Origin of the sequence: Pseudarcicella hirudinis, assembly GCF_900115665.1 — a bacterium.
Classification (GTDB): Bacteria; Bacteroidota; Bacteroidia; order Cytophagales; family Spirosomataceae; genus Pseudarcicella; species Pseudarcicella hirudinis.
In genome coordinates this window covers 153,759-178,120 of record NZ_FOXH01000010.1, presented here as the reverse complement: position 1 = coordinate 178,120, position 24,362 = coordinate 153,759, and the positions used below count along the sequence as shown (strand labels likewise).

Sequence of the window (24,362 nt, the reverse complement as noted above, 5' to 3'; positions counted from 1 at the left end):
TACACACTATTTTTGGAGTGAAAGCCCAAAAGCTGAGTTTTTTCCCCAGACTTTACTTAAAGAATATGTTAAATTGTATCGCAGTAGATGACGAAAGTCTCGCCCTTGATTTACTTGAGGATAATATTCAGAAAATTCCTTTTTTGAATCTGATTAAGCGTTGTAAAAATGCTTTTGAGGCGGTAGATGTTCTTCAAAAAGAGCATATCGACCTGATCTTTCTTGACATTCAAATGCCCGGAATTACAGGCGTACAATTTCTCCAGAGTCTGAAAAACAGTCCTATGGTGATTTTTGTAACAGCTTATCAGCAATATGCTTTAGAAGGTTTCAACCTTGATGTAATTGATTATCTGCTTAAACCGATCGATTTTGAGAGGTTTCTTAAAGCTGTAAATAAAGCCTATGAGTTATACAATTTAAGATCTGGCAAACAAACCGCTGAAATCGTTGAACCTGTTTCAGATTCGATTTTTGTCAACGCAGATTACTCTCTGGTGAAGATTAAGATTAATGAAATAACGTTTATTGAAGGACTCAAAGATTACATTAAAATTCATGTAAACAGTTCTGCCAAACCTGTTATTACCCGAATGACCATGAAAGGAATTGAAGAGAAGCTTCCTTCTGCCGGATTTTTCAGGGTTCACAAATCATTCATTATTTCCCTGGATAAAATCGAGTCAATCAGAAATCTGAAAATAAAAATCGGTACGGCCCAAATCCCGGTGAGTGAGCATTATTCAGAAGATTTTTTCAAAGCCATCGGCCAATAAAAAAGGTCTTGTTTCATGCGGAAACAAGACCTTTTTTATTGTTAAAATATTTTCTATACCAAATTAATCCTTCGGCAGTGAGAACTGTCAAAAGGCAAAATTTAAATCTCAATTAACATGAAGGGCAAAATGTTCAGATCTTTGGCTTCTATTCTCCTGGTTCCATTCTTATTTGCTGCCTTGTTTATGTTGTTTTTTGTATTTATAAAAAGAGAAGATTCCTGAAATTTATTCTCTTTCTAGTTATTTGAACGTCCGAAATTATAGCTTACCCCAAACCAGGCTCTCAAAAGTCCGCTTTCTCCATTTCTGTCAACATAAGGAGATAATTCAAAGTTTATACCAACTCTCTGCGCTTTTTCAAATGGGTATGCCCTAGTCCCTATACTTCCAAAAAATCCTTTTACAATTTTGTCTTTATTCACTACATAACCCAGCACACCAAAATTAACTCCGCCGCCAACATAAAAATTAGCATTTCTTGTAAAAGCAACATTTATCATAGGAGCCACCTCAGTATTTAAAGTAGAAGTTGCTGAATTCATTTGCAAACGGAAATCTGCCCAAAGTGCGTTTGAAGGGTTGGTTGCCACCGAAAGAATAGAATTAAAAGGGTAATAACTGATTGATTGTGCGTTAGATTTCAATGAGAACAAAGCAATAATAACGGTTATTAAGGCCGGAGAGCATATTTTTTTCATTAGAGAATAAATGTTTAAAGTTTAACTGCTTTACAGTAAAGACGTAAAATATCTCCACCGTAAATTAGCAATGTGATTTATTTTGGGTTATTTTAAGATAATATCTGAATAAAATGCAATTTCAACAAATAAAATGTTCAGTAAAGCCCGTTATCGGATTCTGGTGAGGAAATTTAGAATAATTGGTTTAATCCGGACCACTTTACCAGGTTGTTTTACACAGATTTCATCCGAAATCTTAATATTGTGCAATTTACATAACCAAGATGTTTTTAACTATTAAAGATTATTTCTTTCCAAAGAATTAACTTTGCACTTTATACTTTTGCCGGGAAGTTTATTCAAACCCTAACAAGGGACTCCTAAAACTCTAAAAATGTCTGTATTAAAAAAATTAGCCGGAGAAACCGCTTTATATGGAATCAGTACCATTGTCGGGCGTTCTCTAAACTTTTTACTGGTTGGTATCCACACTAAAGTATTTTTACCGGAAGAACTCTCAGTTAATACCGAATTATATGGCTGGCTTAGTATCGCTGCCGTATTATACACGTACGGAATGGAAACAACTTTTTTCAGGTTCGCTTCCAAAGAAAACAAAATGGAGTATTACAACCTCATTTTGAGTGCTCTTATACTTACTTCTATTATTCTATCAATCATCCTGATCAGTTTTTCCACCCCGATTATGAATATGCTGGGTTATCCGGATCAGGAAATATTTATGACCTGGCTCGTTATGGCACTGGCCATCGACAGTGTTATGGCCATTCCTTTTGCCAGATTGCGTCTGGAGAAAAAACCCCTCCAGTTTGTCAAGGCAAGAATGATCAATATTTTCATCAATATCTTTTTTAACGTATTCTTCCTGATTTTTTGCAAAGATATCTATGAAGGGAAATACCTGACATTTCTGAAACCCCTCATTTCGCACATTTATTTTCCTGAAATCGGCGCAGGATATATCATACTTGCCAACCTGATTGCCAATATCTTTCTGATACCTTTATTATGGAAACTTTTTTCTGATTTCCATTTCAGATTCGACTTTACTGTTTTTAAGAAACTTTGGGAATATGGTTATCCTATTATGATTATGGGACTAGCCAGCACCATTAACGGAAGAACTGATATTCTATTACTTAAACATATCCTTCCTGACAACTTTTATCCTAACCGGACGGCAGAACAAGCCCTGGGTATTTACGGAAACTGTTACAAACTTTCTATTTTTATGTTGGTGGCAATCAATGCGTTTAAGTTTGCGGCAGAACCTTTTTTCTTCTCAAAGGCAGAAGACAGAAATTCTCCGAAAATATTTTCCAACGTAATGAAATGGTTTATAATAGTTTGTGTATTTTTATGGCTGTTAGTAAGTCTTAACCTTGATTTTCTGGACGCATTTTTGCTTAACAAAGATATTTACAGTGAAGGAATAGGTGTTGTTCCCGTACTTTTGCTGGCAAACCTGTTTCTGGGAATTTATTATAATCTTTCGGTTTGGTTCAAGACAACAGACAGAACTTATTTCGGAACATTAATTACCTTTCTCGGTGCCGGACTGACAATTATTCTGAACCTTCTTTTAATCCCGGTATTAGGGTATATGGGCTGTGCCTATACATTTTTAATATCATGTTTCGCTATGATGGCAGTATGTTATTTACTTGGCCAGAAATTTGCACCAATGCCTTATGATACAATTTCCGCTTTTGGCTATATTGCCTCAGCGGGTCTTTTAATTTATTTTAATAGTCAGATTCATATTTCAAATTTATTTGTTTCAATTGTCTATCACCTGACAATTCTCACATTGTATATTCTGGGGATAGTCTTAGTGGAAAGAAAAACAGTTATTCCATTGAAAATCAGAGAGAAATATGCTTTTTTAAGATAGCTGAGATCAGGGGCAAATGTAGTTAAGAGAAAGTGGATCAATATGACCGTTCAATAAAAACATTCTTTTTGCGGTCACATAATGCACTTTATTCGAATAAAGTTTAGAAATTTGTATTTTGCGGTAGAAATACCTGTTCAATTTTCCAAAAATTTGTCTAACAACAATGATCGACTTCGAAATCATGAATCAGTTCAGCAGCCTGGAATCCAAGCTGAGAAGAATTGTCATGGCTTTTGAATTGAAAAAAAACAGATTGGCAGAAGTGGAACGTGAAAATGAAGAACTTCGTAAAAATTTGGCGGAAAAGGATAAAGAAGTTTCTGAATTGAACAAAAAATTAAACGAATATATAAAAAACTTTAAAAAATCAGAGAAATTTACTAAGATTGTATCTAACAATCTCAAATCTACAGGCAATACTGCCGAATTGAAGGAAAAACTAGACGAATATATTTTAGAAATAGAAAAGTGTATTAATCAACTCAGTAACTGATGAAAGAAAAAGTTACCTGTAAAATAAGTATTGGCGTTCATGACTTCTCTCTTCAGGTAGGACCGGAAGAAGAAGAATATGTTCGAAAAGCAAAAACGTTGATTAATGAACGGATAGATTATTATCGAACACACACCGGAATACATGATCCGGATCGTCTTTTGGCATTGGTTTCATTAGACTATGTTGTGGATAATTTAAAATTTAATGATAATCTCACCGAAGTAAAAGAGACGGTTATGGCCAAAATAGGGGAAATTGAAACATTAGCCGACAGGGTGGTGAACTGATAAAATTTCAATTACTCTGTTTTACCGGTTTCCCGGAATTTCAGATTCCGGCGTTAAATGAACCTGCTCAGACAATCTTTTCTCTCGTATTCGTTTATTGAGTTATATGTAAATAATTATAAGTTATCTGGGAATATACTGGTTTTCCATTCCCGCTTCTAATTTAAACTTATAACCGGAACAGTTGTCATAAAAATGATAAACACTTAGATAAATAAACATATTATCATAAAAGAATTATCTTTCCTGCAACTGAATCACTTCTTATCGGCATTTTGAATTGTCTGTTTTAGTTTATTTTTTTACTAAAAACAACGATATAATAAAATGTCAGACCTACTCCAGATTTTTCTCCCTTTAGCTACGTTAATTGGTGGGATTTTTGCGGGAAAAATGATTTTCTCGAAAAATTTTCAAAAAGTCGAAGCCGAAGCTAATGCCCGGTCAAATGACATCATCAAGAATGCCGAAATTTCTGCAGAGAATATTAAGAAAGACCGAATTTTAGAGGCCAAGGAAAAATTCCTGAAACTTCGTGCTGAGTTTGAAGATGAATCAAATAAAAAGAAACAGATTTTAGTTCAGAATGAACAAAAACTGAAAGAACGTGAACGAACTCTACAACTTACCGCAGAGCAAAGCAAGCGCCAGGAAGCTGAATTAAACAGCCAGAAACAATCACTTACTGCTAAGGAAGAAAATCTGAAACGTAAGACTGAAGAAGCTGACAGAAAGAAAGATGAAGCAGAAAAAATGCTGGCTTCTCAGGTTGCTCAGTTGGAAAAAATCGCTGGATTATCTGCGGATGAGGCTCGTCAGCAATTAGTAGATGCCCTGAGAGGAGAAGCTGAAACCAAGGCTTCGTCTATCATCAAACAAACCATCGAAGAAGCTAAGCTTACCGCTACCAAGGAAGCAAAGAAAGTCGTTATTGAAACGATACAGAGAACTGCTGCTGAAAATGCCATTGAAAACTGTGTATCTGTTTTCAACATTGAATCTGATGACGTAAAAGGTAAGATCATCGGTCGTGAGGGTAGAAATATCCGTGCTCTGGAAGCAGCGACAGGCGTTGAGTTTATCGTTGACGATACTCCGGAAGCTATCATTATCTCCGGCTTTGATCCGGTTCGTCGTGAAATCGCCCGACTATCTTTGCACAGATTGGTTCAGGACGGTCGTATTCACCCTGCCCGTATTGAAGAGGTTGTTTCTAAAACCAAGAAGAATATCGACGAAGAAATCATTGAAATCGGTGAAAGAACGGTGATAGATCTTGGTATTCATGGCTTACACCCTGAACTGATTAAGATGGTTGGAAGAATGCGTTTCCGTTCTTCATATGGACAAAACCTTCTTCAGCACTCAAGAGAAGTAGCCAAGCTTTGTGCTACAATGGCGGCAGAATTAGGCTTAAATGCAAAACTGGCTAAAAGAGCCGGATTATTACATGACATTGGAAAAGTATGGCATGAAGAACCGGAATTACCTCATGCTATTCTGGGGATGGAACTTGCTCAGAAATACAAGGAAAACCCGGAAGTTTGTAATGCAATCGGAGCTCACCATGATGAAATAGAAATGACTTCAATGATTTCTCCGATTATCCAGGTCTGCGATGCCATTTCAGGCTCACGTCCGGGAGCAAGACGTGAAATGATGGAGTCCTATATGAGACGTCTGAGAGAACTTGAAGATCTTGCTACAAGCTTCCATGGAGTACAGAAATGTTATGCCATTCAGGCAGGACGTGAATTGAGAATCATGGTTGATTCTGACAATGTAACCGATGAAAAAGCAAGTATGCTATCTTATGATATTTCACAGAAAATTGAAAAAGAAATGCAATATCCGGGTCAGATAAAAGTAACGGTAATCCGTGAAATGCGCTCGGTAAATTACGCAAAATAATTATACAATTCAGGTTAAGGACGCAGGTTTGGATGGTATCATCAGAATCTGCGTCTTTTTCTTTTTATCGACGCTTATATGATCTCTATCAGAAAACCCGAAACAGCCTCAGAATGGGAGCTTTATTATAATCTTCGTTTCACCATCTTAAGAGAACCCTGGGGACAACTTAAAGGAAGTGAGGTACTGACAGATGAAGACCAGGCAGATCATGCAATGGCTATTGATGAAGAAACAAAAGAAGTTTTCGGCGTTGCCCGCATGCAAACTAACTCACAGGAACAAGGACAGGTAAGATGCGTTGCCGTTTCTGCAAATGCTCAGGGAAAAGGTATAGGAAAACTATTAATGCAGTATCTTGAAAACATTGCCCTTGAAAGAGGAATGACGGAAATTGTACTGGATGCAAGAGAAAATGCGGTTGCCTTTTATAAGCATATCGGTTACGAAATTATCGCTGAATCCTACCTTCTTTTCGGAGAAATCCAGCATTGGAAAATGAGAAAAGTGCTTCAATAAAAAAGCGATTCCGGAATCAAACCGGAATCGCTTTTTTATTGCAAATACCCTATTTTATTACATCTGAACTTTGACATCAAAAACTACCTTCCCGGAAACTCCTGAATCTATCGAATTGATCCTGATCAACCCTTTTTTACCTCTTCCATTCAGAAAAGCATATACTTTGCCAGCTTCTACTATAACTTCCTGCGGATTTGAAGAAGAGACTGTCAGCGCTGCCAGACTTGCATCTGTAGCACCGGTAAAATCAGTGTTTGCAGGAGCAGCTACAAAATAAGTTGCAGAACCTCCTCCTGAGCTTGATCCGGCACAGTTAGAATCTGTAATGGTAGTAGATAATCCATCAACCGCTCTGCGGGGATTTGAGAGGATTGTTGGTTTAGTAACCGGAGAACCAATTGCCGCATAAGTAATATCCACATATCTGATATTCGAATCCAAATCACAAACACGGTAAACATCGCCTGTAGAAGAAGATAATCTTGATCCCAGGCTATTAGTCTGTGCTCCTAAAGCAATTCCACTCCATGAAGCTATCTGAGCGTTTGAGGCAATATTTACAGTAATCTGCTTTCTGGTTCTTTTATCATTGTTATCCAGTACTTCAAAATACATATAATTCTTCCCTGTACTGGCTGAAATTGTATATTCTATGGTCTTGGTCTGATCATCGATATTTTTTAGTTTAATAGCGTCAAAAACCCTCGTTCCTCTTTTATTCGGTTCGTCAGCTACATATACCTCAAGATATCTGGGTTTTCCTCCATCCGGAGACTTTTTGATGTTCAGAGAGATCGTCACATTATCCCCTGTTGCGGCAGTAATGCTCGGAGTTACATTTAAGTTAGGATCTGTAAATTCAATAACCAGTTTACCATCCGCCTCAGGCAATTCGTTTGTTGGTGCAACAGGTTCCGGAGCCGGACCTACACATCCTGTGAAATAGACAAAAATGATTGTTAATAATGAAAGGATTACTTTTTTCATTTGAGAAATTTTAAATATTTAAATTATGAAGTTTAGGAATTAAGACTGTATTTCGGCCTTTTGTCACCACTAAAAAACAAAAATGCAACGCCTGAGCATTGCATTTTATTTATATCAATGAGTATCCGGTTATCCCAAAGCTTCCATAGCTGACGGAATCATTTGAAACTCAACACCTGGCTGCTGCTTTTCATTTTTGAATGCTTCCCTTGGTTTAATACTCAAAATCTGAAATAATTCTTTATCTGATTTCTCATTCGGATTCGGTGTCGTTAATAATACATCTCCTGAGAAAATAGAATTAGCTCCTGCCATAAAACAGAATGCCTGTCCTTCATAAGACATTTCCAAGCGACCTGCGGATAAGCGTACCATTGATTTCGGCATCAGAATACGGGCAGTAGCAATAGTTCTTACCATATCCCAGATAGTAGCCGGGTTCTGATCTCCAAGCGGTGTTCCTGCAATCGGGACTAGGTTATTAATCGGTACTGAATCAGGATGAGCCGGCATATTTGCTAAGGTCATTAACATTCCGACACGATCCCCATCCGTTTCTCCCAAACCAATGATTCCACCTGAACAAACTGAAATCTTTGCCTTTCTTACATTATCAATCGTTTTTAAACGATCGTCATAAGTACGGGTAGAGATCACATCCTGATAATGCTCTTCACTGGTATCAACATTGTGATTATAGGCATATAATCCCGCATTTTTCAATTTATTGGCTTGTTCTTCCGTTAACATTCCAAGTGTACAGCAAACTTCCATACCCATTTCATTAACACCTTTGACCATCTCCAATACATTGTCAAAATCACGGTTGTCACGGACCTCACGCCATGCTGCTCCCATACAGAAACGTGAACTCCCTGCATCTTTTGCTCTTTCAGCTGCGGCCAGAACCTCCTTTAAAGGCATTAATTTCTGTACTTTCACATCTGTATGATAACGGGCTGCCTGAGAACAGTAAGAGCAATCTTCAGGGCAACCTCCTGTCTTTATAGAAAGCAGCGTGCTTACCTGTACTTCCTGAGGATCATTATATTGACGGTGAACCGTTGCGGCACGATATACCAATTCTAAAAATGGTAAATTGTAAATTTCTTCGATTTCGGCTCTTGTCCAGTTATTCTTTATCATAATTTTTCAAAGGCGATTTGCCAAATCGCATTTTAACAAGCTATCAAAATTAAAAAGGACTTCCCAGTTTGACAAACTTAGAAGTCCTTATTAGTTGTTGAAACCTTAAATTTTATGTTCTTAATTACTTCAGTTCCATTTTATACGGCATCAACGCCAGAATCCCTTCACGAGATTTTAATTTCCGGATCTCTTTTACGTACGGGCTAAGCTCGCCGAATTGTGATTGCAGTAATTTAGCTTCTGTTTCTTCCTCTGCATTATTCATCAATGCTTCATACCATGACTTTGGTTTCGGGAAGTATTTTACCCCATAATCACCTTCTTTCAATCTGGCTTTTTTAGCGGCAATTCTCACTGCATCCTGTACCCCTCCTAAAACATCAACCAAACCATTTTGTTTAGCTTCAATCCCTGTCCAGACTCTTCCTCCCGCAAGTGATTTCAACTTTTCAATACTCATATGACGACCTTTCGCTGCTTTTCCTGTAAAAGTCTCATAACCCTGATCAACCGAATTCTGGAACCAGCTTTTCTCAAAATCCGTCAGTTCACGGGTCACAGAAGGAAAATCTGAATGAGCATTTGTTGTAACTCTGTCGTGCGTAATTCCCAATTTATTTTTCAGGAAGTTTTCAAAATTAAAGAACTGAGCAAAAATTCCGATTGATCCAGTAATGGTAGTTGGCTGTGCAACAATGGTATCAGCTGCCATTGCCATATAATAACCACCCGATGCCGCATAATCCCCCATAGAAGCTATGACAGGTTTCACCTTTCTGGTCAATTCCACTTCTCTCCACATGACATCTGAAGCCAGAGAAGAACCACCCGGAGAATCAATTCTTAAGACTATGGCTTTTACCTTTTTATCATCACGGGCTTTTTTCAATTCTTTCACAAAATCATCAGAGCCAATTGTTCCATCTCCTCCCTTCGAACCAACAATTTCACCCTCTCCTACCACAATGGCAATTTTATTCTCCGATTCAGAAGCTTCGTCAGAAGCTTTTACTTTCAGAAATTTCGAATAATTAATAAATTCTATCTCGTCTTTACTATTAAGTTTCAATTCTTTTTTCAGATCAGATTCAAACTCATCATAATAACCAACATTTGTAATCAATTTATTCGAAAGTGCTCCTGAAGGTTTGTAGGCAGCCAGGTCATCTGCAACTTTTTTAAGATCATCTACATTTAAACCCCTGGCTTTGGCAATGTTTGAGAAAACGTAATTATTGATTGAATTGATGAATGAAGTAGTTTGTGCCTTATTGGCATCACTCATATTCTCTCTGATAAATGGCTCAACGGCAGATTTGTATTCTCCAACCCTGAAAACAACCGGTTTTATATCCAATTTATCCAAAGTGCCTTTGAAGAAAGTGTATTCCACACTAATTCCATTAAAATCTAATCCTCCGGCAGGATTCAGATATATTTTATCGGCAACTGAAGTAAGATAATATCCTTTTTCAGAATAGGCTTCTCCGTAGCTATAGATGAATTTACCTGATTTTTTAAACTCAAGAAGGGCATTTCTGATTTCTTCAACCTGAGCATATCCGGCCATCGGGTAATGAGCCTGAAGATAGATCCCTTTTATATTTTTTTCAGAAGCAGCCTTTTTCAAAATGTCCTTGATCTGAACAAGACCTATCTTCTCAGCATTTCCTGAGAAAGAAGTCAGGTTTTTCAAAGGATTTTCATCTTCAGCAACATTTTCAACGATAGGTTTGTCAAGGTCCAGTTTGAGTACTGTTTTTTCTTTTACTTCAACCAACTCCTTAGATGAGCCAATGGCGGCTCCCACACCAAGAAGCAGGACTATTGCCACAACTGTAAACAAAATAAGTCCGACAATTGTAGCAAATACATATTTTAAGAATTGTAACATGATTTAAAAGCTTTGGTTAAAATTTAGCCTACAATGTAGCTAAATAACTGATTAGAATTCAAAAATAATTTGATGGCTTTTCAAAACTTTGTATTTATGTTGAAGGGAATTTTTGGAGGATAAATGGGTGCGGGAACATTTGAAAGAACCATAACATTAAAGAAGGATTTCGAATCAGAGTTTCCCCTTTTCCAAAATCCTTCTTTTGAATTATTACTAACCGAAAATATTACGGTAATCTTCTCTTGATTTTAAAATTACTTCATGCGCTACATCCCGGCCGTAAACTTCGTCAATGTCAACTACATTGTGGCTGCTGATATCGCCCGGCACTAACTTATAAGTCTCAAAATAGTGTCTTAAACGTTGTACAACATCTTTAGGACAATCTGAGATATCTCTCCATTTGCCATAAATCGGATCGTCCTTCAGAACAGCAATAATTTTATCATCAGCCTCTCCTTTATCAATCATTCTGATTCCGCCGATTGGAATAGCCTGACAAATGATATCACCATGGGTAATCGCTCTTTCTGAAAGGACACAAATATCTAAGGGATCACCATCTCCGGCTGCGATGTCTTTCCCTGATTTTTCACGGGCAAAGTCAGCAGTGCGGTCACCGCAATAAGTCTGGGGAACAAAACCGTAAAGAGAAGGAACAATATTTGAGAATTTCTGTGGACGATCGATCTTCAAATATCCGGTTTCTTTGTCTATTTCATACTTGACGGTATCGGTAGGGACAATTTCGATAAATGCTGTAACGACGTTTGGCATATTATTTCCAATCTGGATACCATGCCATGGATGTGCCTTAAAAAAGTTTCTTTGCATTGATATAGTTGTTGTAATGGGGCGTTGGTTATTTGCCGCTGAGGTAAACTCCGTATTGATTATTTTATTTTCCTGGCTTGGCAGGTTGTCTTTTTTCGATTTGGGAACGGCTATTTTAGCAGTTTTCTTTTCTCTCTTCTTCATAAAAACGAAAGACCCGGGATTTCAGATTCCAATGGATTTCCTGATGAAAGGAATCTCAATTTTCCGGCCTGACAGGACTTAAAGAATTTTTAAACAAATTTACCTTAAACTATCATTCTGAAATTTTTCAGCAGGTTTTTTCTGAAAATCTATTTGAAAGTACTGTTTTATGGCTATTGATTAAATTTCAGTGATTTTTCTAAAATTCTGAGCAATAGCTTCTTGTAAATCTTCAATAGAAAGCCCTAAATACTCTGAGGTTACTGCAAATATACTCGAAATTGTGCAATTTTTGTCGTCAGTTTCCAGAAATAACTGATTCAACGGAACTGTACAGACGGCTTTCGAAGCATTCGAGCCGGGGTTGAGTAAGGCAGCTCCCAGTGAGATATAAAATTGATTTTTTACTAATTGCTCACAGATCTGTAAGTTATTATTAAATCCATGAACAATCATCGGAACCTTCACATTTAACCTTTTTTTAATAGCAATTAACTCCGGAAATGCTCTTACACAATGAATAATCAATGGTTTTTGCAGTTTTTCTGCCAGCAGAATCTGACGAATAAAAACCTCTTTCTGAAATTCAAAATCAATAGAAACTATACGGTCCAACCCACATTCACCAACCATTAAAATCTGCTGGTTTTCAAGTAGATTTTCCAAAATCTCCATTCCTTTTCCAACCAATTCTCTCTGCAAAAACCAGGGATGAATTCCTGCTGAAAAGAATCTTTCTGTGTGATATATTCTGAAATATTCATCTGCACAAAAACCCGGCTGATTAACCGCAAGGTTATGAATACGAAGGCCATTTTCCTCCACAGTCAATTGGTGCGTATGAATATCGATGAAGAGCGGCATCTCTGCTGACAGGATATTTACAATTTTCTTGAATTCTGATCAATTCGGGAACAACAAAAGTAACGTAAATTTATTATCCGGTTACCTGCTCAGTCCGGTTTATCTGATTTTTCTTCCTCCTCCCAGTCCTTCTTCTCTTCAAATATTTTTTAGTGCAGTCTGGCGATTATTTTCACAATATCCTATTTATGGACTCTGATTTTCAAGAGCAGAGGTTTTTCATTAACTTTGCACAATATTTGGCGGTTCTTAAAACAATCGCAATTTTATTAACTAGTAAAAGCGATTTCAAAATCGTTATTATTCAAATGATTTATCCAATAGTCCCTTACGGAGACCCAATTCTTAGAAAGGTGGCCGTAGATATAGAAAAAGATTCCATGGATGTCAAACAATTGGCAGAAGACATGTTTGATACGATGTACACTGCTTCAGGAGTAGGTTTAGCAGCTCCTCAGATTGGCCTGGGCATCAGAATGTTTGTAGTTGACGGAAGACCGATGAATGAGGATGAAGAGCCGAAAGATCAGGATTCTTCTTTAATTGATTTCAAAAAAGTATTTATTAATGCTCAGATTCTTGAAGAAAATGGTGAAGAATGGGGTTTTGAGGAAGGTTGTCTTTCTATTCCGGGAATCAGAGCAGATGTTTTTCGTCCGGAATATGTTAAAATTAAATATGTAGATACAGATTGGAATGAGCATGTTGAAGTATATGAAGGTCTTGCCGCCAGAATCATTCAGCATGAATACGATCATATCGACGGGATCCTTTTCACGGATCATCTGAATGCTGTAAAGAAAAGAATGCTGAAAAATAAGCTCGCTGATATTTCTAAAGGAAAAGTAAGTGTTGATTATAAAATGAAGCTTTTGAAATAGAAGCATATTTAAAATAAAAGAGCTACATAACTTCGGATTATGTAGCTCTCTTATTTTGGGGTTATGATGCAATTTCCAATCTTTTTGTGATACTATCAACAAGTTCTTCCAGTTTAATTAATTTCTCCTCTATAGCATCAACCCTGCATTCTTTAGTCTTTTCTCTATCCATCGGAAATGCCAATGAGTTAACACTTTCTATTTCAACTACTTTCACTTCCAATATTTCAGCAATACTTTCTAATCTCTCATTCGTTAAAGCTGTTTGCCCTTTTTCAATTTTGTGGTAAGCTTGCTGAGAAATACCAAGACAAAAAGATATAGATTCCTGAGAAAATCCCTTAAAAATTCTTATCAGACGGATTTTTTCTCCAATTGCTAATTCATTTTTCATAACAGTGTAGTATTTTATTTATTCAATATCAGGTTACACCGATAATGAGGTAGATCTTTTACCGTTAGAATTTTGTCAAAATGGGTTAAGAAATAATACTAATATCTTGTCGGGGGATTTAAGGGGTGCAATAGATTGCGGGGTATGCGTATATCAATTCTTTCAGTAATAGCTACTTGTGAAAAATAAATATACTATTAGTTAAAAAAAGGAGAATCACTATTAACAAGTAGTCTGTTTCTTTAAATGCTATTAATATAGCAATCGTTGACAGCGCAAATAAATCAAATGGTACAAGACCAGTGATTTGGATCATTTCTTTCACCATTTTTAAATCACTAAGTTCTTGAAAGTATATAGTTAAAAGAATGAGGCATCCATAAGTAAATATTGAACGAGGGATTACCAGCAAATATTTCCCTAAAGTTATTTTAAATTTATCTTTCATATTGATTTTAAAAAAGGTAATAGCAAAAGCATTTAATTAATGGAAGAACACTATAATAAAATCATGTATTAGATATGTAGTTTAGCGTAGTGAAATTAAATAATTCCTCATTTATTTCAAAACAACAGCCTCCCGGCCCCTAAAACATGGTTATTTACAACTTCTATAGGTAGAAACAAATTTTTTATATGCTAAATTTATCTGATCATTTGCGTTGCTAAGATTCGACTCAATACACCTATATGCCACATAATTGCTTACACTTGCAAGTCTCATGAATGAAGCGACGCTAGCTCCAGAAGGTTTTCCCGCAAGATATTTGGCAAAAGATTTAAATGTTAAATTTTGAGAAAACCCAACACCTGCTGTAGCTAATCCGGCATTAATCAAACAATTCTCTTTGGCATTATCATAGTTAGACTCTATTCCAGCTGCGGTTGTGAGATAATCCATATAAGCATTCTGCTGACAATGGGTTAGTAAAGGGAGATTAATAGTTGGTTCCTGATCCCACGCAATCTCAAAATCATTGATAGCAAGTCCCGCCGCTCTTCCTCTCAAGGCACTTTCATTAGATGAAGTTCCATTGGAATTTCCTCCGTTACCATCACCTCCCGGGCTTCCTGGTGTGGGAGGTCCTTGAGAAGGGCCTGAAGATCCCCCGCAATCCCAATATAAATAATTTGTTTCTCTTCTAATTGTACCACTGCAACAGGGCTGTGCCGGATCAACGTCAATAATATAGCTATACCATACTTGAGAACATATTCCGGAAGTTCTCAAATTTTTAAGTATTTCTTGATTAAAGTAAAAATCATTCGCTCCATCAGACATTATGTTTTTTATAAGATTTCCGTACCAATCTGTAACAAAAACAACAGGATTGGAATTATATGAGTAAATATATGTCACCAACTCACAATGGAAATCTCCTGATAAGTCTTTATAAATTTTAATGTTTGTATATCCATTTTCAGAATTTCTCAGAAAAAATAGCTTCTCCTTTTCCTTATCAAGTACATTCTGTTCAAAATTATTAGATTTTGTTTCATACACCGGAACCTCTATTGTCATTACTCCTTTATTATGGTCAAAAATTGTCCCTGATCTTTCCCAATGGATCAATCTGTAATTCCCGTTTTTATTCTTAGCATTCAATTCTATATTCCCTTCAATCCATTTTTCTGCCATTTCGATATTTATGACTTCAGTTTTCTTCTCTTTAGAAATTGTGGAGAGTTCTTCATTTGTACAACCAATAATCATTAATCCAATCATGATGGGAATTAAAAATAGTAGAACATCCTTTTTACTGCTCATTGTAATCCAAGTATTTGATTTCTTCATTATTATAATTTGGTTTTGAAAATATACAATACATACTCCTTCTCTCGAAATCTTTAAAACTTCCCATTGGCTTCTAAAACTGACCAATGAACAAAATCTCTTTCAGAGTTTTCATAGCTTTGCAAAGCTACTTTCAATTGAATTTTTTCAAGAAATCACATCATTGTAAAATACAATCACTTAGGTTGTACATTACAATACATTCATTAGACTATCAGCATTATATTCCCAAAATCAACCCAGGCGTAGAAAAATCAGGGTTGATTATAAAATGAAGCTTTTAAAAAATTCTCGTATAAAACGTTTATTTACATAGGTACTTAAAACCGGTAAATCTTCCGATGGTGTACCTTCCCCGTTTTAATACCACTTTTACTAAAAATTCATAAAAACTTTGTCAGCTTTGCTTCATAATTAACAAAAGGTTTCTTAAGTTGCATCATATCTACACTCTTAAACTCCTCCTGTTACTCTGATAAATTGTTTCTATCGAATGATTATTACAGAGCTATGTGGTTTTCAAGATGCGATTAAACCAAACATTCTAAAATAACCCATTCTATTAAAACTAATGAAACATTATTCAAGGTATTTTCTACAAAGTACTCTGTCCGTACTATTCATTCTCCTATTTCCTCTTTCCAATATTTTAGCACAGGAAAAAACTGTTAAATTCGGTAAAATAGACCTGGCTGATTTGCAAATGAAAAGCTATCCAAAGGATACTTCTTCTGAAGCTGTTATTCTAAGTGATATTGCAGATGCCTATTACAGGTATTCAGAATCTTCAGGACTTCAGGTCGTTTTCAATCGTCACCGGAGAATTAAAATCCTGAAAAAATCCGGTTACGACTGGGCTTCATATCAAATTCCTCTCGGAAGATATAAAGGAGCAAACAAGGAACGTATCGAAAATCTGAGAGGGGCAACTTATAACCTGGTGAATGATCAGATTGTTACAGATAAACTCGATAAAGCTTCTATTTTTGATGAGAAACAAACGGAAAATCTGACTTACAAAAAAATTACCCTGCCGAATGTAAAAGAAGGTTCAGTGATAGAATACACCTATTCAACTGTCTCTGACTTTGACACAAGCATTCCTACCTGGGAATTTCAAAAAAACATTCCTGTAATATGGAGTGAGTATAAAGTACAGATTCCGGATTTTTATCATTTCAAAATGATTCATCAGGGCTATGAACCATTCTTTATCTCTACGGTAAAACCTGTAAATATCAGTCTGGATCCTACTACAACCCGATACGAGGGAAAAGAATATCGCTGGGTTATCAAAGATGCTCCGGCTATTCAGGAAGAACCTTTTATGACAACACTGAATGATTATAATGCCAAAGTTGAATTTGAAATCGCAGCAATTATTCCTCCGGGAGGGCTTAATTCAAAATATTTCTCAGTTACCTGGGAAGATTTTACCAAGACCTTACTGGAATATGAAAATTTTGGTACACAACTTAAACGGGGTGGTTTTCTGAAAGAAAAAGTAAATACTATTAAGGCTGCGGAAAAAGAACCAGTAAATCAGGTTTTTGCAGCTTATCAGTTTATCAGAACAAATATGAAATGGGATGGTAATTCGAGTATTTACACTTCCAACTCTCTGAAAAAGTCTTTTGAAAACAAAACCGGGAATTGTGCAGACATTAATCTCATGTTTATTGCCATGCTCAAAGAACTTGGTATCGAAGCAGATCCTGTTGTTCTGAGCACACGCGATCATGGGCGTATACTACCAAATTATGTTCTGGAGAAAAAATTCAATTATGTTGTAGCCTGGGTAAAAATCGGAGACAATAGTGTACTGCTGGATGCCACTGATCCATTCCTTGATTTTGGGAAAATCCCTGTAAGATGTCTGAATGGTTCAGGAAGGCTGATTCATGAAGCAAATGCCGACTGGGTTCCGCTTAGCTCAAACGAAAGAATAACTAAAACATTAATCCTGAATTTTGACCTGAATAACGAAGGTCAGATGAACGGCAGTTTAAGTATTTCACATTTAGGATACGGAGGATTATATGCCCGAAAACAAATCTTTACTGACAGCAAAGCTAAATACATAGAAAGTTTCAGGAAAAAACATCCTACCTGGAATATTTCAAAATTCGAGATTGAAAAACTGGAAGAACTTTCTGATCCGCTTGTTGAAAACATCACAACTTCTATTCAGGAAACCGCTTCAATTGCCGGAGATCATATTTATTTAAATCCTCTTTTGGGTGAAGGGGAAAAGGAAAACCCTTTTAAAACCACTGAACGTAAATTTCCTGTTGAACTTGCCACACAGATTGAAGAGAATTATATCGCAACATTCAGTATTCCTGAGGGTTATGAAATAGAGGAACTGCCTAAAAACATCCGCCTTTCTCTTCCGAACGATGGTGGAAAATTCTCTTATTTCGTTTCCAAAACAGAAGAAGGTAAAATTGCTGTTTCCAGTAAATTTCTGTTGAAAAAGCCCACTTTCTATGCAGAAGAATATAGCTCATTAAAAGAATTTTACGCTCAGATTGTAGCCAAACATGCAGAGCAGATTGTTTTGAAGAAAAAATAGGTTCATTTTTCAGATTATAAACTAACCCGACTTAAATGTTAAATTCTTTTTCAAAAGCTACTCTTTTGATTCTGACTATATTTATTGCCTGCAAAACTTCAGGGCAATCGTACCCCCAGGATCATCCCCTGACAAAACCCGTAAGTTTGGAAGAATTGCAAATGAAGCGATACGAGAAAGATACCAGCGCCTCCGCAGTGGTTTTATATGACTTTGGGCGGGCTAATGTTATTGATGGATACGGCAGATATTATATCCGTTATGAATACACCAAAAGAATAAAGATTTTCAAGAAAAGTGCTTATTCACAAGCCACATTCATTATTCCTGCTTATTACTCCGATAACGATAATAAAGAGGAAATCAGTCATGTAAAAGGTATTACCTATAACCTTGAAGATGGACAAATCAGAACATATAAGCTGGCAAAAGATTCCAAATTTACCGTTAAAGAGGACTTTCATAATAGAACCATGACAATTACTTTACCACAAGTAAAAGAGGGTTCTGTTATTGAGTTTTCTTATGTTTTAGAGTCTCCATATCCGTACAGACCGAGAATCTGGCTTTTTCAGAGTGATATTCCGGTTATGAAAAGTGAATATTCCTTTGAAAGTCCTTTAAACCTTTCTTATAGAATCGTAAATCAAGGCCTCTCCTATTTAAAAGAGGATGATATTAATGAAAAAAAAGAAAGTACCTACTATTATTGGCTTGCAGAAGATGTTCCGGCATTTCATGATGAACCATACATCAATACTTCGCTTAATTACCTGAGTATGATTCATTTTGAATTAGCAGAATTTATGACTGTTGGTATGAAGGCGCCAAAGTCTTTTTCAAGAACCTGGGAGGATTTTGACAAAGCATTATTAAAGGATAAGTATTTCATCAGTGCTTATGATTCTGCTCTTTTTCCAGCAGATTTTGTTAAAAGTATCAAAGCTATCAATACTACAGATACCCTTCAAAAAGCTAAAGCAGCTTATCAATTAGTCAGACAGAGTGTAGGATGGAATGGCGAAATCACCTTGAAATCCGATTATAGTTCTTTGGGAAATGTCATAAGTAATAAAACAGGAAATAGTGCCGAAATCAATTTATTGTTAATTGGTTTATTGAGAGAATTAGGTATTGCAGCAAATCCTGTTGTTTTAAGTACCAGACAAAATGGTAATACATGGCAGGATTTTCCTTATTTGAGCAGATTTAATTATGTAATTGCTCAAATTAACCTTGATGGGAAAAATATTCTGCTGGATGCTACCAGCAGGCACCTCAATTTTGGAATGCTCCCTGCACATTGTATGAATGGTTCCGCAAGGCTTGTTGCTGAGAAAAACAGCAGGTGGATCCCGATTGAAACTCAGGAGAAAACGATCAAAGTTTTTCAGGGAGGTTTTGACATTAATGTTGAAAATACCTCAGTAGACGGAGCCATAAAGATAAGCGGACTCGGATACCTTGCTTTTGAGTTATTAGAGAGTTATGCCGGATTAGGTAAGCCGAAATTTTCAGACATTCTTGTAAAAAGTCAGCCTAACTGGGAAAGCCCGGTTATCGAATTTAAAGAATTCGAGTATAAATCAGACACACTTACCCAGCCTACAATTGTTATACAAACCAAGATTAAAGATGCCTTTACGGCATTGGATGACAAAATATTCCTTAATCCTATGTTAACAGAGGGACTGAAAAGTAATCCGTTAACCAATCCGAAAAGAAATTACCCGGTTGACCTGACCTACCTCAAGGAAGAGAATTTCTCTGTGTCTTTTAAAATTCCGGAAGGATACACTGTGGATGAAATGCCTAAAAGTGTAAAACTTTCAATGCCAAAGGATGGAGCAAGATTTAGTTATATCCTTTCAACAACTGATGGGATTATATACTTAAACTCCAAAATTCAATTAAAAAAAGCAATCTATTCTCCGGAGGAATATCCCTTCCTCAGAGAATTTTACGCTCAGATAGTAGCCAAACATGCCGAGCAGATTGTTTTGAAGAAAAAGTAACCGTGCCTCTTTTTTATATTAACCCATAACCTCAATATGTCAGTCATAGTACGAAAACTCCTCTTTCTAAGTTTCATTTTATCTGGATCTCTTTCCGTTTTTTCACAACAGATTCAGGATAATCCTGCACATCCTCTCAATAAGCCTGTAAGCGTTGAGCAACTGAAAATGAAAAGCTATGAAAAAGATACCAGCGCAGATGCTGTAGTACTCTATGATTATGGCAATGCAACCTTTATTGAAACCGATCATAATTACCTCATCAGGTATGAATACGTTAAAAGGATAAAAATTCTTAAAAAGAGCGGAGTAAATAAAGCTAACGCCAAAATATTCCTGTACAATGACAAAGCGTCCGGTCGTGGAGAACAGATTTACAAGATCTCAGGAATTACCTATAATATGGAGAATGGCAGCATTGTTACTTATGAAATGAGTAAAGATGCCAGATTTGTGGAAAAAGAGGATGAATATTTCGAAAAAGTTAGCTTTACATTGCCACAGGTAAAAGAAGGTTCGGTAATAGATATTGCATATACAATAGAATCTCCTTTCCCATTTAAACCTAAAAACTGGTATTTTCAGGGAAACGCTCCGGTTATAACAAGTGAATACATATTTAGTGCTCCCCGAAATTTCTCTTACAGAGTTATTAATCAGGGGCTTGCCTATATAACCACAAATAAGGATGAAACCAGTAAAGAGTACCAGTATTACCATTGGATCGCCGAAAATATTCCTGCCATTAATCCTGAGCCTTATTTAACCACACTGAATGATTATGTAAGTTCCATTCATTTCGAACTGGCTGAATATTGGGTAAACGGAATGCCAAATGCCAAATCCTTTACGACTACCTGGCCAAACCTCGACAAAGAGCTGCTGTATAATAGCTATTTCTGGGGAGAATTAAGAAAAGTTGGATTTTTGGATGAATATACAAAATCGATCAGGCAGATCAGTCCTGCCGATACTTTAGCCAGAGCAAAAGCCGCGTATGCTTTTATTCAGCAAAACATGAATTGGAACGGAGAAATGTCAAAGTACACTGAAAACACTTCCCTGAAAAATGCTTTCAGTAAAAAACAAGGCTCAAGCGCTGAAATCAACCTCATGCTTACCGGCTTATTACAAGACCTTGGGATCAATGCCAATCCGGTAATTCTCAGTACCAGAGATCATGGAAAAGTATGGAAAGATTTCCCGCTAATTACAAGGTTTAATTATGTAATTGCACATGTAAATATCGGTGGAGAAGACATTTTGCTGGATGCAACCAGTCAGCTTCTATCGTTTGGTATGCTTCCGGAACACTGTCTTAATGGTGAAGGAAGGATTATTGCCAAAAGGAACAGCCGTTGGATTCCGATTACCCCAAATGAGAAGAGTGTCAAATTCACCACAACTAATTTTAACATTGACCCCTCAAATGCTTCTCTTGAAGGAACAATTAATGTTTCAGGATTAGGATACAATGCCCTGAATTTCAGAGAAAATGTCTCACAAAATGGTAAAGCCAAATTCGTTGAAAGTCTGAAGAAAAACCAGCCGCTCTGGGAAAATCCTTCTATAGAATTAAAAGACTTCGAGTTTAACCAGGATTCTGTCAAAACCCCTAAAATCATTATCAAAACTAAAATCAATGATGCTGTTGGCACATTTAATGAGAAAATTCTTCTGAATCCTATGCTGGGAGAAGAGTTAAAAAGTAATCCGTTTATCAATCCCAACAGAACTTATCCTGTTGATATTGCTTATTTGAGAGAGGAAAACTTCTCAGGCAGTTATAAATTACCTGAAGGATACGTAGTTGACGAGATGCCGAAAAGTATAAGAATTGCTATGCCAAACGATGCGGCAAGGTTCACTTATATTGTCTCAGAGGTGAATGGTATATTAAATGTAAGTTGTAGAGTTCACTTAAAAAAGACGTTTTTTGCAGTTGAGGAATATGGTACTCTGAGAGAGTTTTACAGCCAGATTGTAGCCAAACAAGCCGAAAAAATTGTGCTTAAAAAGAAATAATAACCCCTTTGGTTTTCCGAAAATTATTAAACTTCATTTATGAAAAAGTTCGTTTATTCTGCCTTTTTTTGGTTGTTCTGCTCTTCATTCATTTTAGGTCAGGTGAAATGGCCTGCTGCAGCTATTCCTGAAAATCTCCGGGAAAATGCACATGCAGTCATGCGTAAAAGTGAAACTTTTTATACCGTCAGAAATTCCGGGGAAGGGCAAAGAAAAGTACATTATATTGTTACGATTCTGGATCAGCAGGGAATTGAATATTCTACCTTAACCGTTCGATATGACAAACTTTCCAAAGTTACCAACATTGAAGGGACGCTTTACAATACGCTTGGTGAAAAGATAAAAACCTTGAAAAAGAGCGATATTTCTGATCAGAGTGGTATTTCAAACACTAACCTTTTCGATGATGTAAGGTATAAAGTCGGACAATTCAATTATGCCAGTTTTCCTTTTACTGTAGAATTCAGCTACGAGGAAACCGACAGAAATATGTTGAGCTACGAAAGCTGGTATCCGCATTTCGATTCAGAAAATCTGGCTGTAGAACAGGACTTTTTCAAAATTTCGGTTCCTGCCTCTCTCGATCTTCGATATAAAGAACTGAATGGCATAGGAGCTGCTGTTACCGAAGAAAATAACGGGATAAAAAGTTACTCTTGGATGGTTAAAAATCTGCCGGTCCTTGAAAAAGAGCCTTACGCTCCGCGAAAAATAAAATATGGCCCGGGAGTAATTACAGCTCCGAATGAGTTTGAAGTAGAGGGTTATCAGGGGAAAATGTCCTCGTGGAAAGACCTGGGTGAGTTTGATAATGTTTTATGTAAAAACAGAGACATTTTACCGGAGGAAACAATTGCAGAGGTGAAACAATTAACCAGCGGAATTACCGATCCTGTGCAAAAAGTAAAGAAGCTGTACGAATATATGCAGAACAAAACCCGGTACATCAGTATTCAGCTGGGCATCGGGGGCTGGCAGCCTTTTGAGGCAAAATATGTAGCCGAAAAAGGTTATGGCGATTGTAAAGCCTTGTCTAATTTCATGAAATCTATTCTGAAAAGCGCAAATATAGAATCTTACTATACTTCCATTCAGGCAGGTGACGATAAGGCAGATATCCTGACTGACTTCCCTTCCCAGCAGTTTAACCATGTAATTTTATGTGTTCCGATGAAACAGGATTCTATCTGGCTCGAGTGCACAAGCCAGACAAATCCCTTTGGTTATTTATCTGATTTTACCAGTGACCGTCATGCCCTGCTCGCTACACCTGAGGGTGGTAAACTGGTTATGACGCCAGGCTATGGAGAAAAGGATAACCTGCAGCATCGCAATATCCAGGTTGTACTGAATGAAGAAGGTGATGCCGAAGCTGAAACTTCGATGCTTTTTACCGGTATTTTACAGGATGATTATGCAAGTGCAATCTCCCGTATGAATGACGATGAGCAGAAAAAATTTATGTATAGCCAGATTCATATTCCAAATTTTGATCTGGTAAAGTTTTCTATTCAGAATGAAAAGAAAACTATTCCGGTTTCTAAGGTTAAAAACTCTCTTCTGATCAGGAAATGTGCTTCAAAAAGTGGAACAAGAATGTTTTTAAATCCGAACCTGATGTCTGTTTTTAACCAGATTCTTCCGGTAACCGACAAAAGCCGAAAACATGATGTAGAGTTAATCAATGCTTATACTGAAACAGACAGCGTCATGTTCCAGCTGCCTGCAAAAGCTATCATAGAAGCTCAGCCTGCTCCGGTTAATATCGAAACAGCATTTGGTAAATACCAGTCGGAGGTTAAAATCAAGGATCAGAAACTGTATTATTATCGGAAATTTATCAGAAAAAGAGGCATTTTCCCTCCGGGAAGCTATGCTGAACTGGCAGATTTTTATAAGAAAATCAGCAAAGCTGACAGAGCTCAGGTGGTTATGAAATTATAGATTTATTCAGATGATAAACAATTATCAGGTCTGATATCCCGGCAGAATCTGCCATTTATTAACCTGAAAAACAGAAGAAATACCAGCCTTTCCCAAAAACTCTGCAAGAACCCGCTTTTTGCAGAGTTTTTGTTTAACTCATGTTCCAAGTAAAGCCTAAAAAATCGTAACTTGCGAAACTTTTTATCATTCTTGGTTTTTACAAAGAATTTTAACGATTTATTCAACGAAGGCTTAAGAAACAAAGCATTTTCTTCCTTTG

The 24,362-nt window shown here is 36.6% G+C and carries 20 protein-coding genes; 11 read left to right on the top strand and 9 right to left on the bottom strand.

Annotation, left to right across the window (positions count from 1 at the left end):
- Positions 1 to 65: 65 nt before the first annotated feature.
- Positions 66 to 776 (top strand): LytR/AlgR family response regulator transcription factor, encoded by a 711-nt coding sequence (locus BM179_RS17005; RefSeq protein ID WP_092018394.1) that lies wholly within the window; start codon positions 66 to 68, stop codon positions 774 to 776.
- A 239-nt stretch (positions 777 to 1,015) separates the two neighbouring features.
- Here the strand turns inward: BM179_RS17005 and BM179_RS17000 are convergent, their stop codons facing one another.
- Positions 1,016 to 1,477, bottom strand: a complete 462-nt coding sequence (locus tag BM179_RS17000) for a hypothetical protein (RefSeq protein ID WP_092018353.1) — start codon at positions 1,475 to 1,477, stop codon at positions 1,016 to 1,018.
- Positions 1,478 to 1,853: 376 nt separating this feature from the next.
- Here BM179_RS17000 and BM179_RS16995 point away from each other — a divergent pair, with 376 nt between their 5' ends.
- The 5 genes from BM179_RS16995 to BM179_RS16975 all read left to right on the top strand — a co-directional run bounded on the left by BM179_RS16995 (position 1,854) and on the right by BM179_RS16975 (position 6,590).
- On the top strand, positions 1,854 to 3,374 hold the full coding sequence (locus BM179_RS16995; RefSeq protein ID WP_092018352.1) for a lipopolysaccharide biosynthesis protein: 1,521 nt from the start codon (positions 1,854 to 1,856) through the stop codon (positions 3,372 to 3,374).
- Positions 3,375 to 3,558: 184 nt separating this feature from the next.
- Complete coding sequence (locus BM179_RS16990) at positions 3,559 to 3,870, top strand: hypothetical protein (RefSeq protein ID WP_143095253.1); 312 nt, start codon at positions 3,559 to 3,561, stop codon at positions 3,868 to 3,870.
- Positions 3,870 to 4,160, top strand: a complete 291-nt coding sequence (locus BM179_RS16985; RefSeq protein ID WP_092018350.1) for a cell division protein ZapA — start codon at positions 3,870 to 3,872, stop codon at positions 4,158 to 4,160. Before BM179_RS16990 ends, BM179_RS16985 begins: the two co-directional genes overlap by 1 nt.
- A gap of 327 nt (positions 4,161 to 4,487) precedes the next feature.
- Positions 4,488 to 6,071 (top strand): ribonuclease Y, encoded by a 1,584-nt coding sequence (gene rny, locus BM179_RS16980; RefSeq protein ID WP_092018349.1) that lies wholly within the window; start codon positions 4,488 to 4,490, stop codon positions 6,069 to 6,071.
- Positions 6,072 to 6,149: 78 nt separating this feature from the next.
- Positions 6,150 to 6,590: a GNAT family N-acetyltransferase gene (locus BM179_RS16975; RefSeq protein ID WP_092018348.1), complete on the top strand. Its 441-nt coding sequence runs from the start codon at positions 6,150 to 6,152 to the stop codon at positions 6,588 to 6,590.
- 57 nt (positions 6,591 to 6,647) lie between these two features.
- Here the strand turns inward: BM179_RS16975 and BM179_RS16970 are convergent, their stop codons facing one another.
- The 5 genes from BM179_RS16970 to BM179_RS16945 all read right to left on the bottom strand — a co-directional run bounded on the left by BM179_RS16970 (position 6,648) and on the right by BM179_RS16945 (position 12,468).
- A complete protein-coding gene (locus BM179_RS16970) occupies positions 6,648 to 7,580 on the bottom strand; it encodes a hypothetical protein (RefSeq protein WP_092018347.1) in 933 nt (310 codons plus the stop codon).
- 129 nt (positions 7,581 to 7,709) lie between these two features.
- Positions 7,710 to 8,726, bottom strand: a complete 1,017-nt coding sequence (gene bioB, locus BM179_RS16965) for a biotin synthase BioB (protein WP_092018346.1) — start codon at positions 8,724 to 8,726, stop codon at positions 7,710 to 7,712.
- 124 nt (positions 8,727 to 8,850) lie between these two features.
- Positions 8,851 to 10,623: a signal peptide peptidase SppA gene (sppA, locus tag BM179_RS16960; protein WP_092018345.1), complete on the bottom strand. Its 1,773-nt coding sequence runs from the start codon at positions 10,621 to 10,623 to the stop codon at positions 8,851 to 8,853.
- Between the two features lie 216 nt (positions 10,624 to 10,839).
- A complete protein-coding gene (locus BM179_RS16955; protein WP_092018344.1) occupies positions 10,840 to 11,460 on the bottom strand; it encodes an inorganic pyrophosphatase in 621 nt (206 codons plus the stop codon).
- Between the two features lie 324 nt (positions 11,461 to 11,784).
- Positions 11,785 to 12,468, bottom strand: coding sequence for a TatD family hydrolase (locus BM179_RS16945; RefSeq protein WP_092018342.1), 684 nt, complete (start codon positions 12,466 to 12,468; stop codon positions 11,785 to 11,787).
- Positions 12,469 to 12,776: 308 nt separating this feature from the next.
- Here BM179_RS16945 and def point away from each other — a divergent pair, with 308 nt between their 5' ends.
- Positions 12,777 to 13,349 carry a peptide deformylase gene (gene def, locus BM179_RS16940; RefSeq protein ID WP_092018393.1) on the top strand — a complete coding sequence of 191 codons (573 nt, stop codon included), beginning with the start codon at positions 12,777 to 12,779 and terminating at the stop codon, positions 13,347 to 13,349.
- Positions 13,350 to 13,410: 61 nt separating this feature from the next.
- Here def and BM179_RS16935 read toward each other — a convergent pair whose 3' ends face one another.
- The 3 genes from BM179_RS16935 to BM179_RS16925 form a co-directional block, all read right to left on the bottom strand.
- Positions 13,411 to 13,743 (bottom strand): helix-turn-helix domain-containing protein, encoded by a 333-nt coding sequence (locus BM179_RS16935; RefSeq protein WP_092018341.1) that lies wholly within the window; start codon positions 13,741 to 13,743, stop codon positions 13,411 to 13,413.
- A 172-nt stretch (positions 13,744 to 13,915) separates the two neighbouring features.
- Positions 13,916 to 14,191, bottom strand: a complete 276-nt coding sequence (locus tag BM179_RS16930; protein ID WP_092018340.1) for a hypothetical protein — start codon at positions 14,189 to 14,191, stop codon at positions 13,916 to 13,918.
- A 150-nt stretch (positions 14,192 to 14,341) separates the two neighbouring features.
- Positions 14,342 to 15,538: a hypothetical protein gene (locus BM179_RS16925; protein WP_092018339.1), complete on the bottom strand. Its 1,197-nt coding sequence runs from the start codon at positions 15,536 to 15,538 to the stop codon at positions 14,342 to 14,344.
- 571 nt (positions 15,539 to 16,109) lie between these two features.
- Here BM179_RS16925 and BM179_RS16920 point away from each other — a divergent pair.
- Genes BM179_RS16920 through BM179_RS16905 form a run of 4 tightly spaced genes read left to right on the top strand, consistent with a single transcriptional unit; the run spans position 16,110 to position 24,100 of the window.
- Positions 16,110 to 18,113 (top strand): DUF3858 domain-containing protein, encoded by a 2,004-nt coding sequence (locus BM179_RS16920; protein ID WP_092018338.1) that lies wholly within the window; start codon positions 16,110 to 16,112, stop codon positions 18,111 to 18,113.
- A gap of 35 nt (positions 18,114 to 18,148) precedes the next feature.
- The gene (locus BM179_RS16915; protein ID WP_092018337.1) at positions 18,149 to 20,128 is read left to right on the top strand and encodes a DUF3858 domain-containing protein; all 1,980 of its coding nucleotides are present in this window, start codon (positions 18,149 to 18,151) and stop codon (positions 20,126 to 20,128) included.
- 36 nt (positions 20,129 to 20,164) lie between these two features.
- Entirely contained in the window at positions 20,165 to 22,153 is a 1,989-nt protein-coding gene (locus BM179_RS16910) for a DUF3858 domain-containing protein (protein WP_092018336.1), read from the top strand.
- Between the two features lie 39 nt (positions 22,154 to 22,192).
- Positions 22,193 to 24,100, top strand: coding sequence for a DUF3857 domain-containing protein (locus tag BM179_RS16905; protein ID WP_092018335.1), 1,908 nt, complete (start codon positions 22,193 to 22,195; stop codon positions 24,098 to 24,100).
- Positions 24,101 to 24,362: the final 262 nt, after the last annotated feature.